Origin of the sequence: Methylobacterium phyllosphaerae (assembly GCF_001936175.1) — a bacterium.
GTDB classification, from domain to species: Bacteria; Pseudomonadota; Alphaproteobacteria; order Rhizobiales; family Beijerinckiaceae; genus Methylobacterium; species Methylobacterium fujisawaense.
In genome coordinates, this window is sequence record NZ_CP015367.1 from 3655467 (window position 1) to 3670423 (window position 14957).

The following is a 14957-nucleotide window of genomic DNA, read 5'->3' on the forward strand; positions in this document are numbered from 1 at the left end:
GGTGTAATGCGGCGATGCGCGTGTAAAGGGCCAAGCCGGCGGGCGCGCATCTGCGCGTCCGTGTCGGTCGTGTCGGTGGCGATGGCCCTGTGCGGCTGCAGCCAGCCTCTGCTGATCTTCCGGGGCGATCCCCCGGCGGCGCCGCGCGTGGTCGAGGAGCCCACCGTCACCGGCAGCATCGAGAAGCGGCCTGTGAGCTTCGGGGACGACCTCGCCGAGGAGGATTGGCGCCGGGCGCGTGCCGCCCTGGGCGTCGCCCTGGATCCGCAGGGCAACGGGCGGCCCGTGAAATGGGACAATCCGGAGACCGGGCTTCACGGGTCGGTCAACCCGACCGGCCTGCCCTATGTCTCGGACGACCTGATCTGCCGCAACTTCCTGGCCTCGGTGATCGGACCGGCCCGCAGCCGCTTCGTCCGCGGCACCGGCTGCAAGCTCTCGGGCGGTCCATGGACGCTGAAGCGCGTCCGGAGCGCGAGCGGCGCCGGCCGCTCCTGAACGAGGCCGCCGTGCCCGGCGGCCTCAGCCAAGTCTTTCAGCCGGCGAGGTTTCTCAGTAGGGGTGGCCGTAATACGGCCGCACGCGCAACCGCGGCTGCGCCGCCGGCGGGGCGGCGTAGCGGGCCGCGGCCTCCGGATCGTAGGTCCGGATGTAAGGGTCGAGGGCCGGATCGCGGTAATTGCCGTTGTTGACCCCGGCCGAACGATCGTTGCCGCTCAGCGCCGCGTAGGGCGAAAGGCCGCTGCCGCTGTCGCCGCCACCACCACCGCCGCCGCCCCAGGCAAAGGCCATCCCCGGAGTGGCGGCGAGGAGCATCGCCGCGAGGGGCACCGTCAGCGTCTTGCGCGTCATGTCCTGTCTCCGCACCATGTCATTGCCAAGCGAACGGTCCAGCTGAAAGCGCGGTTCCCTCAAAGGCGGACTCTGGCGCGAACCGTCGCGGCTTCACGGCATTGTATCACCGTCTGCCAACACCCGCCTATTCGACGCCCTGAATTTCGATTTTTTCGGTTCACCGCCCAGAAATCGTCTCCGCTGTTAAGATTGAATCGGTAGACATCGATCCGGCCGTGCTTGATCGTGGCGCGGCGTAACAGAATTCGAGCCTGCGCGGCGACCGTATCGGCGGTCACCGCCGGGCGCATACCGGGTCTGGCTGCCGTGAACGTCGATACGAAAGCCGACACGCGGGGCATGAGGCCGACCGGCTGATGGAGCGGGCGACCGGAGGCATGGACCGGCCATCGGCGGCCGGCGGCCGGGCTCCCGCCCGGGCCGAGCCTTCGCCCTCGCGGACGCTCCCCCGCAGCCGGACCGTCACCGTTCGACTGGACCGCCGGGCGCTGCGCGGCTGGCATATCCGCCTTCTCGACCAGCTCGGGCAGCGGCCCGACCACCGGATCCGCGTCGCATGGGTCGACCACGCGGGGGGGCTGCCGCCGAACGCGGAACTCCTGTTCCGGCTGGAGGCCACCATCCACGGCCTGCCCCGGCCGGGCCTGGCCACGGCGGCCGAGCCGGTGGCGCTCGCGTCCTACGAGGCGAGCCCCGCGGGCGAGGAGCTCAGCAGCAGCAGCGCCCACGATCTCGTCCTCGATCTCTCGAGCGCGCCTGCGGAACCGGGATCGGCACCGGCGTGGCGGCTCGACTATGACGGGATGCCGGGCGAAGCCGGCCTGCTCGCGGCCCTGTTCGCCCATGGTGCCCCGGTGGCGGCCCTGCGTGGAGCGGACGGCAAGCCGGTGGCCTTGGGGCGCCTGGGCGCGGAATCGCATACGGTGATGCTCGCGGCCTTCGAGGGCTACCTCGCGCGGACCATCACGCTGATCCTCGCCGCCCTCGACGGCGCCGCCTCGACGGAGCTTCCCGACGGCGCCGGGGCGCCCCTGCAGCCCGCGACCGCCTACGACCTCGGCGGCCTGGGCGCCCGGCGGCGGGCCGCCGGGGGGCTCGCCCGGCAGATCGCCCGCAGGCTCTACGCCCTCTGCTTCCACGGCCCGCACTGGCGGGTGGGCTGGCGCCGGATCGTCGGCCCCGACCTGATCGATCTGCGCCGGCATCCCGAGGGCGGCTGGCAGGTCCTTCCCGACGACGGCCGGCGCTTCTACGCCGACCCCTTCGCGATCGCCCGGGACGGCGCCGTGACCCTGTTCGTGGAGGAGTTCGACTATCGCCGCGGCAAGGGCGTGATCGCCGCGGTGGGCTTCGGGGAGACCGGACCCCGCGGCCGTCCGGAGCCGGTGCTCGAACTCGAGACCCATCTCTCCTACCCGTTCGTGTTCGAGGCGGACGGACAGGTCTGGATGATCCCGGAATCCCACGCCTCCGGCACGATCGACCTCTACCGGGCCACCGACTTCCCGCGCGGATGGGTCCACGAGGCGGTGCTCCTCGACGGGGTCGTGGCCGGGGATGCGACCCTGCTGCAGCATGGCGGCCGCTGGTGGATGTTCGCCACGGTCCGGGCCGGCGGGGGGAGCTATTCCGACACCCTGCATCTCTGGCACGCGCCGCATTTCCGCGGGCCCTGGACCCCGCACCGGCACAACCCGGTGTTGATCGATATCGGCTCGGCCCGGGCCGCGGGCCCGATCGTGGCGCGCGACGGCGGCCTGATCCGGCCCGTCCAGGATTGCCGCGAGGGCTACGGCGCGGCGCTCGGCCTCGCCCGGATCCTGCGCCTCGACGAGGAAGCCTACGCGCAGCGGGTCGAGACGCGCCTGCGGCCCGGGGCGGCCTGGCCGGGCACGCGCCTGCACATGCTGAGCGCCGCCGGCGGCTTCGAGTTCATCGACGGCTCGCACCGGGCCCGCACGCGACTCCTGGGCTGATCCCGGCCCGCGCCGCGCCCGGCGCGGACCCGTCGGTGCCGAACGGCACCCGCGGACGGCTCGCATCCCGGCCCCGCGCACGCTAAGCGGGGGGCTCCACCCGCGCCGATCAAGCAGAACCGCCGGGACGATCACCATGGCGAGCCCCGTCGAACATGCGAGCTTCCTGCCGCCGGTCCTGACCTTCCTCACGGCGGCGGTGATCGGCGTGCCGATCTTCCGGCTGATCGGCCAGAGCGCCGTGCTGGGCTACCTCGTGGCCGGTGTGCTGATCGGGCCCTCGGGCCTGTCGCTGATCGCCGAGCCCGAGACGGCGGCGAGCGTCGCCGAGATCGGCGTGGTGCTGCTGCTCTTCATCGTCGGCCTGGAACTGCACCTGTCGCAGCTCGTCTCGATGCGGCGCGACATCTTCGGCCTCGGGACCGCGCAGCTCGTCCTCTGCGCGCTGGTGCTCGGCGGCGCCGGAATCCTGGCGGGCCTCAGCTTGGGCGCCGCCGCGGTGATCGGCCTCGCGCTGGCGCTCTCGGCCACCGCGGTGGCCCTGCAGCTCCTGGAGGAGCGGGGCGATCTCTCCAGCGCCTATGGCGGCCGCGCCTTCGCGGTCCTGCTGTTCCAGGACCTCTCGGTGGTCGGCATCCTGGCGCTGATGCCCCTGCTGGCCTCGGCGGGGGAGGCGACCGACGTCTCCTGGCTCGGGGAAGCGGCCCTCTCCACCGGCAAGGCGCTCGCGGCGATCCTGGCGGTGGTGCTGGTCGGCCGCTACGGCCTGAACCCCTTCTTCCGGCTGCTCGCCGCGAGCGGCGCCCGCGAGGTGATGACCGCCGCCGCGCTCCTGGTGGTGCTCGGCACCGCGCTCCTCATGGAGCAGGTCGGCCTGTCGATGGCGATGGGCGCGTTCCTCGCCGGCATCCTGCTGGCCGAGTCGAACTTCCGCCACCAGCTGGAGGCCGATATCGAGCCGTTCCGCGGCATGCTGCTCGGCCTGTTCTTCATGAGCGTCGGCATGTCGATCGACGGCAACCTCGTGCGGGAGGTCTGGCCCGCCCTGTTCGGCGCCACCCTGGCGGCGATCCTGGTCAAGGTCGCCATCGTGGCCGGCCTGTTCCGGCTGTTCGGCTCGGACACGCTGGGGGCCCTGCGGGGGGCGGCGGTTCTGGCGCCCGCGGGCGAGTTCGCCTTCGTGCTGCTGCCCCAGGCCCAGGATCTCGGCCTCACCGGGGTCACGGCGACGCGCTTCGCGGTGGCGCTCGCCGCGCTGACCATGCTGATCGGTCCGATCGCCGCCAAGGGGCTCGACAAGCTGATCGAGCGGCGCACCGCGCGCAGCACCCGCGCGCTGGAGGCGCCCTCCACCGAGCTGACCGAGAGCGGCGACGCCAGGGTGCTGGTGATCGGCTTCGGCCGCTTCGGGCAGGTGCTGACGCAGGTGCTGATGGCCGAGGGCATCCCCGTCACGGTGATCGACAAGGACGTGGAGCAGCTCCGCGCGGCCTCGCGCTTCGGCTTCCGCATCTATTACGGCGACGGCACCCGGCTCGACGTGCTCCGCGCCGCCGGGATCGGCCGGGTCGAGCTGGTCTGCATCTGCGTCGACGACCGGGAGGGCGCTCTCAAGATCGTCGACATCGTCCACGAGGAGTTCTCCAGCGTGCGCACCTTCGTGCGCGCCTACGACCGCCTGCACGCGGTGGAGCTGATGAACCGGGACGTCGACTACCAGATCCGCGAGACCGCCGAATCCGCCCTCGCCTTCGGACGGTCGGCGCTGGAGGGGCTCGGCCTGTCGCCGGAGGCCGCCTCGGCCCGGGCCGACGACGTGCGCAAGCGCGACATCGCCCGCCTCGTCCTGCAGCAGGCGGGCGCCCTGCCGGACGGCGCCGGCTGGATGCGCGGCGCCGCGGCGGGTCTGAAGCCCGAGCCGCTGACCATTCCGGTCCGGCCGGCGCGGGCGCTCAGCACCGAGACCCGCGACCTCGTGGGCAGCGACCGGCGCGAGGCGGCCGAGCGGCTGCTGGAGAAGCCCGCACTGGCGCCGCAGGAGACGGACGCCGCCGAGGGCGAGGCCGATTCGGAGGCGGAGCTGGAAGCGGAAGGCAGCGCCCGGGATGCGTGACCGGCCGGATGTCTGACATGTCCGACGGGCCGCCCCCGGCGGAGGCGGGCCGCTTCGTCACCGGCTCGATCCTCCGGCACGTGGTGGTGATGGCCGCCACCGGATCGGTGGGGCTGATGGCGATCTTCGTCGTCGACCTCTTGTCGCTGCTCTACGTGTCGACGCTCGGCGACCCGAACCTCACCGCGGCGGTCGGCTTCGCCGGCATCGTGCAGTTCTTCGCCACGGCGGTGAATATCGGCCTGATGATCGCCGCCGGGGCCCTGGTCGGGAAGGCCGTCGGCGCGCGCGACCGCGCGGCGGCGCGGCGCCTCGCGACCTCCGCGCTGGTCCTCGGCAGCCTCGTGGCCGCCCTCATCGCGGTGCTGATCGCGCTGCTCGCCGACCCGCTCCTGGGCCTGATCGGCGCGAAGGGCGAGGCGCTGCGGGTGGCGATCCTGTTCCTCCACATCACCCTTCCGTCGAACCTGCTGCTCGCCGCCGGCATGCTGTTCACCGGCCTGCTGCGCGCGGTGGGCGAAGCCAGGCAGGCGATGTCGGTCACCCTGGCCGGAGCGGTGGTCACCGCACTGCTCGATCCGCTGCTGATCTTCGGGGCCGGCCTCGGCGTCACGGGCGCGGCGATCACCGTCTGCGTCGCGCGCGCGACCTTCGTGGCGGTGGGCGTCCGCGGCGTCGCCCGGCACGGACTCCTCCGCCGGCCGCACCTGTCCGACCTGCCGGCCGACGCCGCCGCCCTGGCCGGCGTCGCGGGACCGGCCGTGCTCACGAATCTCGCCCCCTCGGTGGCGAGCGCGTTCCTGGCACGGCTGTTCGCCGGCTACGGGGCCGATGCGGTCGCCGCCGCGTCGGTGATCGACCGCCTGACGCCGGTGGCCTTCGGCGGCCTGTTCGCCCTGTCGGGGGCGATCGGCCCGATCCTGGCGCAGAATTGGGGCGCGGGCCTGTTCGACCGGATGCGCGGCGTGCTGCGCGCGGCGGTCCGGGTGACGCTGGCCTATGTCGCCGTGGTCTGGCTCGTCCTGGCGCTGACCCGGGGATGGCTCGCCACCCTGTTCGGCCTGCACGGGGTCGCGGCCGAGCTCTTCGGCTTCTTCTGCCTCGTCGGCGGCGCGATCTGGTTCTTCAACGGGCTGCTGTTCCTCGGCAACGCCGCCTTCAACAATCTCGGCTTCCCCCTGCGCTCGACGCTGCTGAACTGGGGGCGCGCGACCCTCGGCACTGTCCCCCCGGCGATGCTCGGGGCGGCGCTCTACGGCCCCCGCGGCGTGGTCGCCGGGATGGGCGTGGGATCCCTGGTCTTCGGCGCCCTCGGCATCCTGCTGGCCCGCCGCACGGTGGACCGCCTGGAAGGGAGCGGCCGGCGCGGGCGTGAGCCCGAGGCTGCGGCGGCGGTGCTGGAGAGGCCGGCGCCGCTGCCGCCGGGCCATGCCCATCCCGAGCCGTTGCACTGAGACGGCGGAGAAGGCGCAAGTTCCGCGGGGAAGAACTGGTATTTCCCCGCGTGACGGGTCACCATACCCTGTCTCGGCCTGTCCCGGCCGGGGCAGGATCGAGGCGTCATGTTCAACCCGCTCGAGATGTTCCAGGCCCAGGGCGAGGCCGGCCTTCAGGCCATGGCCCAGCAATTCGGCCTGACGACTGAGCAGACGGCCCGCGCCTTCGAGGCGCTGATGCCGGCCCTGACCCTGGGGCTCCAGCGCAGCGTCGGCGTGGACCCGACCGGCTTCGCCCGGATGTTCGGGCTGGAAGCCGCCAAGCCTGCGCCGCCGCAGGGCTTCGAAGCCCTCAGCCAGATGTTCGGCTCGGCGCAGCTGATGCAGGCCGTGCTGCGGCAGGCCTCGGCCACGAGCGGCGTCGGCGCGCAGGTGCTGCGCCAGATGCTGCCGATGATGGCGGGGGCCGTGGTGGCGAGCATCGTCCATGTCATGCTGAACCAGCCGCAGGCCGAGCCCGCGCAGGCGCGGTCGAGCCCGCCGCCGCCCGTTCCGTTCCCGTTCGGGCCGGCCTGGGCCGAGATGGCCAAGGCGATGATGCCCGCGGTCCAGCCGCCGGCGCCGCCGCCGAAGCCGGCCGCCAAGCCGACCGCGAAGCCGTCGCAGGGAACTGCAGGCGAAGCCGGCTCGGATGTGTTCCAGCAGATGATGCGCACCGGGGCCGAGGTTCAGGGCAACAACATCCGGGCGATGCAGGAGCTGTTCGAGACCTTCTGGCCTGCCTCCGGGGGCGCGACGCCCCAGTCCTCGGACGGCACCCCGGCACGTCCCGATCCGGCGCCCGCCGATCCCGCGGCGGGCAAGGGCCGGCGCGGTCGCCCGTCCGGCGGGACCGGTTGACGCAGGGACAGGGCCCGGGCGGACGTTGACCCCGCGGATCGAAGCGGCAACCTGTCGCCGAGGAGATCCGCCGATGAGCGACCATTTGACCGCCTGGGACGATCGCACGGAGAGCGTCGCCGGGAATGGCGTCGCCAAGCGCGCGATCCCGGGTGCGGGTGCCAGCCTCGTGCGCGTGGTGGTGCCGGCGGGCATCTCGGCGCCGGCCCACAGTCACGACCACGAGCAGTTCGTGCAGGTGCTCGCGGGCTCCGGGGTCCTGGAGACCGAGCAGGGTCGCAAGCCGTTCTCGGCCGGCAGCGTGTTCCACTTCCCGGCCGGGGCGTGGCACGCGGCCGAATTCGAGACCGAGACGGTCTTGATCGAGACGAACCTCGCGGCGCAGGTCTGACATAGGTCCGGCGGGTGTGGCTGGTTCGGCCGGGACTCCTCGGCCGGCTCAGGCTCGGCGCTGAGGAGGAGGACGGATCATTCCGGTCCGGCGCCGAGTTGCCGTTCCAGTTCCTCAGCCGCGGGCACCGTCTCGCGCGCGTACCGGACGGCCTGATCGGCGGTCAGCAAGCGACCGTCCTCGGGAAAGAAGGCGAGCCCCCCGACCGATGTCACGCAGACCGTGATCGCCATCAGGGCGCCGATGGATTCCGCGATGGTGCCGAACCAGAACGCGTACACGCATGGCCAGGAGCCGGCGAAGTCGGTCTCCGGATAGGTTTCCTTCAATTCCGAGAACAGCACGATCGAGCACTCGAAGCCCGAGGCCCGGCCGCGCCGCACGGCCAGCAGATGCCCCGACGAGGCCGGCGGAATCGTCGTTCCACGAAGCTGCAGATCGAAACCGAGCGCGTCCAGGCCGGCCTGCCAATCCGATACGCCGGCGAGTGGTCTCGGACACAGGGCGTACGCTTCCATACTCACGCGAGCACGACTCCGCGTGTGACGGCGACAGAGATGCGCCTCTTGACGGAGATGCCGCGGAGCAGATGGATCTCGATGACCGGGACGCTGTCGTCGACACCTGCGCCGGCCCGCAGGGCACGGATGCGGCGCGGCGACAGACCCGTTTCGCCGGTCTTGATGTCCCAGATCGCCCGGACCGGCGCTGCGCTGGTCCGGCCATCCCGGAGAAGAACATGCGTGCGTCTGCTGCCGGACAGGCCGTGGCGGACGATGTCGCCGGCGACGAAGCTCTGCTCGACACCGTGCCTGCCGATCCCGGGGAGATCCAGCGCGCGCAGGCGGGCCGCCAGGCTGGCGTGGATCTGGAACCCGTAGAGGAACCCCTCTCCCGGCTCGGTGCTCGCGACGACGTCCTTCAGGACATCGAGGATCTCATCGGTCTTCGCATCGATCCGAGGATCACCCGTTCGATCCTTGCGAACGACGGTGAGCGACCCGCCCTCTCCGCACCACCGACCATCGCGGCCCCGTCGCCGATCCAGTCTGAATCCGGCTTTGATGCCCTGGCGTTCCAGAGCAACGAAGGCTCGGCTCAAGCGAAGCTCCGCGAGGGAATACGCCCAGATCACATCGGGATCATGATCTCGCATCGCGCCAGAACCGCCGCCTTTGTTCCTGTTTTATTCCATGATTCTTTTCCTTCCATTAAGCGATCGCAGGTTGCATTAGGAAAAACACTTCGACCTCATCCGGACGAGCGGGCGCCCGGCCTGCGGCAAATTATTCTTGGCGCGCGAGCAAAATGCCTGCGCTTGGCCTGAGCCGTCGGCGCGTGTAGGAATCCCACCTTGAACGCCCGCCCGTGCACGCCGACGAAAGGCCGGGCATCGCCCCTACCAGAACAGAGGCAGACCATGAGCGCCGGTACCGCCGCCGACAAGCACTTCTCCAACAGCTTCTTCGCCGCCCCCCTCACGGAGACCGATCCCGAGATCGCCGAGGCGGTGGCCAAGGAGCTCGGCCGTCAGCAGCACGAGATCGAGCTGATCGCCTCGGAGAACATCGTCTCCCGCGCCGTGCTGGAGGCGCAGGGCTCGGTGCTGACCAACAAGTACGCGGAGGGCTATCCGGGCCGGCGCTACTACGGCGGCTGCCAGTTCGTGGACATCGCCGAGGATCTCGCCATCGAGCGCGCCAAGCGCCTGTTCGATTGCGGCTTCGCCAACGTGCAGCCGAACTCGGGCTCCCAGGCCAACCAGGGCGTGTTCCTGGCCCTGATGCAGCCCGGCGACACCTTCCTGGGCCTCGACCTCGCCGCGGGCGGCCACCTGACGCACGGCGCCCCGCCGAATGTCTCGGGCAAGTGGTTCAAGCCGGTCTCCTACACGGTGCGCCGCGAGGACCAGCGGATCGACATGGAGCAGGTCGCCCAGCTCGCGCAGGAGCATAAGCCGAAGGTGATCATCGCCGGCGGCTCGGGCTACCCGCGCCACTGGGACTTCGCCAAGTTCCGCGAGATCGCCGACTCGGTGGGCGCCTACTTCATGGTCGACATGGCCCATTTCGCGGGCCTCGTTGCGGCCGGCGTCCATCCGTCGCCGTTCCCGCACGCCCATGTCGCCACCACGACGACCCACAAGACGCTCCGCGGCCCGCGCGGCGGCATGATCCTGACCAACGACGAGGCGCTGGCCAAGAAGTTCAACTCGGCGATCTTCCCGGGCATCCAGGGCGGCCCGCTGATGCACGTCATCGCCGGCAAGGCCGTGGCCTTCGGCGAGGCGCTGAAGCCCGAGTTCAAGATCTACGCCCGCCAGGTGGTGGAGAACGCCAAGGCGCTCGCCGACACGCTGATCTCGGGCGGCTACGACATCACCTCGGGCGGCACCGACAACCACCTGATGCTGGTCGACCTGCAGCGGAAGGGCCTCACCGGCAAGGCGGCGGAAGCCGCGCTGTCGCGGGCGCACATCACTTGCAACAAGAACGGCGTGCCCTTCGACACGCAGAAGCCGACCATCACCTCGGGTATCCGGCTCGGCACCCCCGCCGGCACGTCCCGCGGCTTCGGCGTCGCCGAGTTCAAGCAGATCGGCGGCTTCATCGTCGAGGTGCTGGACGGGCTCGCCGCAAAGGGTGAGGCGGGCGACAGCGCGGTCGAGGCCGATGTCAAGAGCCGCGTCCATGCCCTCACGGACCGGTTCCCGATCTACGGCTGAGGCGTGAGCGGGGCCGGTCTTTCGGGCCGCCCTTCGGTGGATTAGGAAACGGCCGCGGATCCGACCGGTCCGCGGCCGTTTCCATGCCCGAGTATCCCATCCATGCGGTGTCCCTATTGCGGCGGCTCCGAGACCCAGGTGAAGGACTCGCGGCCCTCCGAGGACGGGGCCGCGATCCGGCGGCGCCGGGTCTGCCCCGACTGCGCCGGCCGCTTCACCACCTTCGAACGGGTGCAGCTGCGCGAGGTCGTGGTGCTCAAGCGCTCGGGCAAGCGCGTGCCCTTCGACCGGGACAAGCTTCAACGTTCCATCGACGTGGCGCTCCGCAAGCGCGCCGTCGATCCGGAGCGGATCGAGCGGCTGGTCAGCGGCATCACCCGGCAGCTCGAGAGCGCCGGGGAGCCCGAGGTGACCTCCGAGGCGATCGGCGAACTGGTGATGGCGGGGCTCAAGGGTCTCGACGACGTCGCCTACGTGCGCTTCGCCTCCGTCTACAAGAACTTCCGCGAGGCGAAGGACTTCGAGGACCTGCTCGGCACGCTGAGCGACGGTAGCCCGGTGCCGGCGGCCGTGCCGGGGCCGGACGCCGAGCTGGAGCCCGAGGTACCGGGGCGGCGCCGCGCCGGCCGCCCATGAGCGACGATACCCACTTCATGCGCCTCGCCCTGGCGCTGGGCCGCCGCGGTCTCGGCACCACGTGGCCGAACCCGTCGGTCGGCGCCGTGGTGGTCGAGCCCGGGACCGGGCGCATCCTCGGGACGGCGGCGACGGCGCGGGGGGGACGCCCGCACGGGGAGCCTGTGGCGCTGGCCGCCGCGGGGGACGACGCCCGCGGCGCGACCCTCTACGTGACCCTTGAGCCGTGCTCACATCACGGCCGCACGCCGCCCTGCACCGACGCCATCCTGGCCTCCGGGATCGCCCGGGTGGTCAGTGCCCTGGAGGATCCCGACCCGCGGGTGGCGGGGCGGGGCCACGATCTCCTGAGACAGGGCGGCGTCGCGGTCGAGACCGGGCTGATGCGGGATGCGGCGGCGCGCGACCATGTCGGCCACATCATCCGGGTGACACGCGGCCGCCCGGCCCTGCACCTCAAGCTCGCCCGCACCCGCGACGGCTTCTGCGCCGCCGCCGGTCCGGAGCGCCTGCGCATCACCGGCCCGGTGGCGGACGGGGTGGTCCATCTCTGGCGCGCCCATGCCGACGCGATCCTGATCGGCATCGGCACCGCCCGGGCGGACGACCCGTCGCTGACCGTCCGGCTGCCGGGCCTAGAAGGGCGCTCGCCCCTGCGGGTCGTGCTCGACACGCATCTGCGGCTCTCGCCCGCCAGCGTCCTGGCGCGGACTGCCCGCGACACGCCGACCCTGGTGCTCACCACCCGCTCGGCCCCGGCCCATGCGCGGCGCGCCCTGGAGGCGCTCGGCGTCGAGATCGCGAGCGTCCCGGCGGACGCGGCCGGCGGGATCGATCTCCCGGCGGCCCTGGCGCAGCTGGGCGAGCGCGGCCTGACCCGCCTGTGCAGCGAGGGCGGCCCCCGCCTTGCGGAGGCGCTGGCACGGGCCGATCTGATCGATACCTGCACGCTGGTCACCGGTCCGGTGGAACTGGGACCGGCGGGCGGTCTTCCGGCGCTGGGGCCCGCCCTGGCGGAGGCCCTGGCGGGCGACCGGTTCCGCGAGGCCGAGCGGCTTACGTTCGGGCCCGACGAGGCCGTGACCTACGAGCGCAACAGGACGTAAGCGATGTTCACGGGGTTGGTCAGCGACGTCGGCACGGTCGTCTCGGTCTCGGGCGAAGGTGATCTGCGCCGGATCGCGATCCGCGCCTCCTACGACCCGGCGACGATCGCGCTCGGCGCCTCGATCGCCTGCGCGGGCCCCTGCCTCACGGCCGTGTCGGTCGAGCCGGCCGAGGGCGGCTGCGTCTTCGCGGTGGACGCGGCCGCCGAGACCCTGGCGCGCACCACCGTGGGCGCCTGGGCGGCGGGCACGCGGATTAACCTCGAACGCTCCCTCAAGATCGGCGATGAACTCGGCGGCCACTTGGTCACGGGCCACGTCGACGGTCTCGCCGAGATCGTGGAGCGCGAGAGCGTCACGGCGGGCGCCTGGGGGCCGAGCGAGCGGTTCACGCTCCGGGCGCCGGCGGCCCTGGCGAAGTTCATCGCCGAGAAGGGGTCGGTCTGCCTCGACGGCACCTCGCTCACGGTGAATTCGGTCCAGGGCGACCTGTTCTCGGTGCTGCTGATCCCCCACACGCTCCAGGTCACCACCTGGGGTGAGCGGCGGCAGGGCGACCGCCTGAACCTGGAGGTCGACCTGATCGCTCGCTACGCCGCCCGGCTCGCGGAGGCGCGGGCCTGAGCGTCCTCAACGCGGCGGGATCGAGTAGGTGCCGGTGGCGTGGCAGACGAGGTCCGGGCTGCCGACAGCGGTGATCGCCACCTCGCCGACGGCGAGCCGCCGCCCGAGCTTGAGCAGCCGGCATTCGGCCACGAGATCCCCCGTGGCGGGCTTGCGCAGGAAGTTGAAGTTGAGACTCGTGGTCACCGCGAGCGCCACCGGCCCGATATTGGCGAGGATTGCCGCGTAGAGGGCATAGTCGGCGAGCGCCATCATGGCCGGCCCCGACACCGTCGCGCCCGGGCGCAGGAAGCGCTCGTGGGCCTCCAGCCGCATCCGCGCCGAGAGCGGTCCCACGGCCTCGAGGTGGTAGGCCCGCCCGCCCGCCTGCATCTGCGGGAACTCGCGGTCGAGGAAGTCGCGGGTCTCGGCGAGGGTCAGGATCGTGGCGGTCATGGGCCCTTGCAGCACGGGCGCTGCCGGGAGGCAATCCGAAGCCCGCCTCCCGTCGATCCCCCCGCATCCTGCGGTGTCCGGATGGAATCAACCGTCGCGCGGCTCCGATCAGAAGAAGATCGGCCGTGCGCTGGCGGTGATCTCGCCCAGCACCGTGCCGGTGGCCGGCTCGATCTCCTTGAGCACCACGTCGTAGCCCCAGAGGTCGGCGAGGTGCTGCAGGACCCGCTTGGCGTCGTCCTTCTGCAGGGTGATCTTGTTGATCGCCTTGTGATGCAGGATCAGGCGCCGGTCGCCCTCGAGATCCACATCCACCACCTCGATGTCGGGATCGAGCCACGCGACGTCATACTGACGCGCGAAGGCGCGGCGCAGCTTGCGGTAGCCGCGCTCGTCGTGGATCGCCTCGACCCGCAGCTCCGGCTCCTCCGGATCGTCCACGACGTGGAACAGGCGCAGGTCGCGCATCAGCTTGGGTGACAGGAACTGCTGGATGAAGCTCTCGTCGCGGTAATTCTCCCAGCAGTCGCGCAGGACCGCCATGGCGTCGCCGGTGCCGGCGATGTCGGGGAACCACGCCCGGTCCTCGTCGGTCGGCTGCTCGGCGATGCGGGCGATGTCCTGCATCATGGCGAAGCCGATCGCGTAGGGGTTGTGGCCGCCGTAGGAGCGGTCGTCGTAGTTCGGCTGCCGGATGACGTTGGTGTGCGATTGCAGGAATTCGAGGTAGGCCGCCTCGGTGATCTGCCCGGATTCCGACAGGGCGTTCATGATCCGGTAGTGGCAGTACGTGGCGCAGCCCTCGTTCATCACCTTGGTCTGGCGCTGCGGGTAGAAGTACTGGGCCACCAGGCGGACGATGCGCAGGATCTCGCGCTGCCAGGGGCGCAGGCGGGGTGCGACCTTCTCCAGGAAATAAAGAATGTTCTCCTGGGGCAGCTCCAGCAGCGCCTTGCGCCGCTCGGCGGCCATGTCGGAGCGGACGGCGCCGACCTTCTGCGGCAGGGTCCGCCAGAGATCGTTGTAGATCTGCTCCCCGTGCTCGATCCGCTCGCGCTCGCGCCGCTGCTCGGAGGCGAGGTCCGGCCGCTTCTTGCGCGGATAGCGGTGGACCCCCTGGCTCATCAGCGCATGGGCGGCGTCCAGCACCTGCTCCACCGCCTGATGGCCGTAGCGCTCCTCGCAGCGGGCGATGAAGCCCTTGGCGAAGTCGAGATAGTCCAGGATGCCTTCGGCGTCGGTCCACTGCCGGAACAGATAGTTGTTCTTGAAGAAGTGGTTATGCCCGAAAGCGGCATGCGCGATGACGAGCGTCTGCATCGTCGCCGTATTCTCCTCCATAACGTAGGAGATGCACGGGTCGGAGTTGATGACGATCTCGTAGGCGAGGCCCATGAGGCCGCGGCGGTACCCGGACTCGTGCTGGGCGAAGTGCTTGCCGAAGGACCAGTGCTTGTAGAACAGCGGCATGCCGATCGACGCGTAGGCGTCGAGCATCTGCTCGGCCGTGATGATCTCGATCTGGTTCGGGTACCAGGACAGGCCGAGCTGCGGTCCGGCCACCGCCTCGCAGGCGTCGTGGATCCGTCGGATCGTGTCGAAATCCCAGTCGTTACCGGTGAACAGGGGTTTCTGGCCCCCGGAGATGGTCTGGGGCGTCCGTGCCTTGACGAGCGTCATGCGGCCTCCCGTTCGATTGCTTGGATCCGGCCAACTCCGCGTCTCGCCCTCCCCCGCAGAGGCGGGAGGGACGCGTCGCG

15 protein-coding genes are annotated in these 14957 nt (G+C 71.3%); 11 read left to right on the plus strand and 4 right to left on the minus strand.

Annotated features, from left to right (window positions below):
- The first annotated feature begins 60 nt into the window (after positions 1-60).
- On the plus strand, positions 61-498 hold the full coding sequence (locus MCBMB27_RS16600) for an RT0821/Lpp0805 family surface protein (RefSeq protein ID WP_374701347.1): 438 nt from the start codon (positions 61-63) through the stop codon (positions 496-498).
- A gap of 54 nt (positions 499-552) precedes the next feature.
- On the opposite strand, the gene MCBMB27_RS16605 is transcribed toward MCBMB27_RS16600, so the two are convergent.
- A complete protein-coding gene (locus MCBMB27_RS16605; protein ID WP_043386416.1) occupies positions 553-852 on the minus strand; it encodes a hypothetical protein in 300 nt (99 codons plus the stop codon).
- 359 nt (positions 853-1211) lie between these two features.
- On the opposite strand from MCBMB27_RS16605, the gene MCBMB27_RS16610 reads away from it, so the two are divergent.
- The 5 genes from MCBMB27_RS16610 to MCBMB27_RS16630 all read left to right on the plus strand — a co-directional run bounded on the left by MCBMB27_RS16610 (position 1212) and on the right by MCBMB27_RS16630 (position 7671).
- A complete protein-coding gene (locus tag MCBMB27_RS16610) occupies positions 1212-2831 on the plus strand; it encodes a glucosamine inositolphosphorylceramide transferase family protein (protein ID WP_075380881.1) in 1620 nt (539 codons plus the stop codon).
- Between the two features lie 136 nt (positions 2832-2967).
- Positions 2968-4944, plus strand: a complete 1977-nt coding sequence (locus tag MCBMB27_RS16615) for a monovalent cation:proton antiporter-2 (CPA2) family protein (protein ID WP_075380882.1) — start codon at positions 2968-2970, stop codon at positions 4942-4944.
- A gap of 17 nt (positions 4945-4961) precedes the next feature.
- A complete protein-coding gene (locus tag MCBMB27_RS16620; RefSeq protein WP_043386422.1) occupies positions 4962-6398 on the plus strand; it encodes an MATE family efflux transporter in 1437 nt (478 codons plus the stop codon).
- 108 nt (positions 6399-6506) lie between these two features.
- A complete protein-coding gene (locus MCBMB27_RS16625; protein WP_043356569.1) occupies positions 6507-7280 on the plus strand; it encodes a DUF937 domain-containing protein in 774 nt (257 codons plus the stop codon).
- 73 nt (positions 7281-7353) lie between these two features.
- Positions 7354-7671, plus strand: a complete 318-nt coding sequence (locus MCBMB27_RS16630) for a cupin domain-containing protein (protein WP_043759221.1) — start codon at positions 7354-7356, stop codon at positions 7669-7671.
- Between the two features lie 77 nt (positions 7672-7748).
- Here the strand turns inward: MCBMB27_RS16630 and MCBMB27_RS16635 are convergent, their stop codons facing one another.
- Positions 7749-8189, minus strand: coding sequence for a hypothetical protein (locus tag MCBMB27_RS16635; RefSeq protein WP_236953006.1), 441 nt, complete (start codon positions 8187-8189; stop codon positions 7749-7751).
- A gap of 71 nt (positions 8190-8260) precedes the next feature.
- Between MCBMB27_RS16635 and MCBMB27_RS29650 the strand changes: the two genes are divergently transcribed.
- The 5 genes from MCBMB27_RS29650 to MCBMB27_RS16660 all read left to right on the plus strand — a co-directional run bounded on the left by MCBMB27_RS29650 (position 8261) and on the right by MCBMB27_RS16660 (position 12762).
- Positions 8261-8998, plus strand: coding sequence for a hypothetical protein (locus MCBMB27_RS29650; protein WP_139231609.1), 738 nt, complete (start codon positions 8261-8263; stop codon positions 8996-8998).
- A 93-nt stretch (positions 8999-9091) separates the two neighbouring features.
- Positions 9092-10396, plus strand: a complete 1305-nt coding sequence (gene glyA, locus MCBMB27_RS16645) for a serine hydroxymethyltransferase (RefSeq protein WP_043386430.1) — start codon at positions 9092-9094, stop codon at positions 10394-10396.
- A 102-nt stretch (positions 10397-10498) separates the two neighbouring features.
- The gene (nrdR, locus tag MCBMB27_RS16650) at positions 10499-11032 is read left to right on the plus strand and encodes a transcriptional regulator NrdR (RefSeq protein WP_075380884.1); all 534 of its coding nucleotides are present in this window, start codon (positions 10499-10501) and stop codon (positions 11030-11032) included.
- Positions 11029-12138: a bifunctional diaminohydroxyphosphoribosylaminopyrimidine deaminase/5-amino-6-(5-phosphoribosylamino)uracil reductase RibD gene (ribD, locus tag MCBMB27_RS16655; RefSeq protein WP_075380885.1), complete on the plus strand. Its 1110-nt coding sequence runs from the start codon at positions 11029-11031 to the stop codon at positions 12136-12138. Before nrdR ends, ribD begins: the two co-directional genes overlap by 4 nt.
- A 3-nt stretch (positions 12139-12141) precedes the next feature.
- Positions 12142-12762 (plus strand): riboflavin synthase, encoded by a 621-nt coding sequence (locus MCBMB27_RS16660; RefSeq protein ID WP_075380886.1) that lies wholly within the window; start codon positions 12142-12144, stop codon positions 12760-12762.
- Between the two features lie 6 nt (positions 12763-12768).
- Here MCBMB27_RS16660 and MCBMB27_RS16665 read toward each other — a convergent pair whose 3' ends face one another.
- Entirely contained in the window at positions 12769-13197 is a 429-nt protein-coding gene (locus MCBMB27_RS16665; RefSeq protein ID WP_043386434.1) for a PaaI family thioesterase, read from the minus strand.
- 108 nt (positions 13198-13305) lie between these two features.
- Complete coding sequence (locus MCBMB27_RS16670; RefSeq protein ID WP_043386436.1) at positions 13306-14877, minus strand: SpoVR family protein; 1572 nt, start codon at positions 14875-14877, stop codon at positions 13306-13308.
- Positions 14878-14957 lie beyond the last annotated feature (80 nt).

Bases quoted from the DNA above. Each gene is read 5' to 3' on its own strand.
- MCBMB27_RS16605 (WP_043386416.1), bottom strand. From the start codon at position 852: ATGACGCGCAAGACGCTGACGGTGCCCCTCGCGGCGATGCTCCTCGCC.
- MCBMB27_RS16610 (WP_075380881.1), top strand. From the start codon at position 1,212: ATGGAGCGGGCGACCGGAGGCATGGACCGGCCATCGGCGGCCGGCGGC.
- MCBMB27_RS16615 (WP_075380882.1), top strand. From the start codon at position 2,968: ATGGCGAGCCCCGTCGAACATGCGAGCTTCCTGCCGCCGGTCCTGACC.
- MCBMB27_RS16620 (WP_043386422.1), top strand. From the start codon at position 4,962: ATGTCCGACGGGCCGCCCCCGGCGGAGGCGGGCCGCTTCGTCACCGGC.
- MCBMB27_RS16625 (WP_043356569.1), top strand. From the start codon at position 6,507: ATGTTCAACCCGCTCGAGATGTTCCAGGCCCAGGGCGAGGCCGGCCTT.
- MCBMB27_RS16630 (WP_043759221.1), top strand. From the start codon at position 7,354: ATGAGCGACCATTTGACCGCCTGGGACGATCGCACGGAGAGCGTCGCC.
- MCBMB27_RS16635 (WP_236953006.1), bottom strand. From the start codon at position 8,189: ATGGAAGCGTACGCCCTGTGTCCGAGACCACTCGCCGGCGTATCGGAT.
- MCBMB27_RS29650 (WP_139231609.1), top strand. From the start codon at position 8,261: ATGGATCTCGATGACCGGGACGCTGTCGTCGACACCTGCGCCGGCCCG.
- glyA (WP_043386430.1), top strand. From the start codon at position 9,092: ATGAGCGCCGGTACCGCCGCCGACAAGCACTTCTCCAACAGCTTCTTC.
- nrdR (WP_075380884.1), top strand. From the start codon at position 10,499: ATGCGGTGTCCCTATTGCGGCGGCTCCGAGACCCAGGTGAAGGACTCG.
- ribD (WP_075380885.1), top strand. From the start codon at position 11,029: ATGAGCGACGATACCCACTTCATGCGCCTCGCCCTGGCGCTGGGCCGC.
- MCBMB27_RS16660 (WP_075380886.1), top strand. From the start codon at position 12,142: ATGTTCACGGGGTTGGTCAGCGACGTCGGCACGGTCGTCTCGGTCTCG.
- MCBMB27_RS16665 (WP_043386434.1), bottom strand. From the start codon at position 13,197: ATGACCGCCACGATCCTGACCCTCGCCGAGACCCGCGACTTCCTCGAC.
- MCBMB27_RS16670 (WP_043386436.1), bottom strand. From the start codon at position 14,877: ATGACGCTCGTCAAGGCACGGACGCCCCAGACCATCTCCGGGGGCCAG.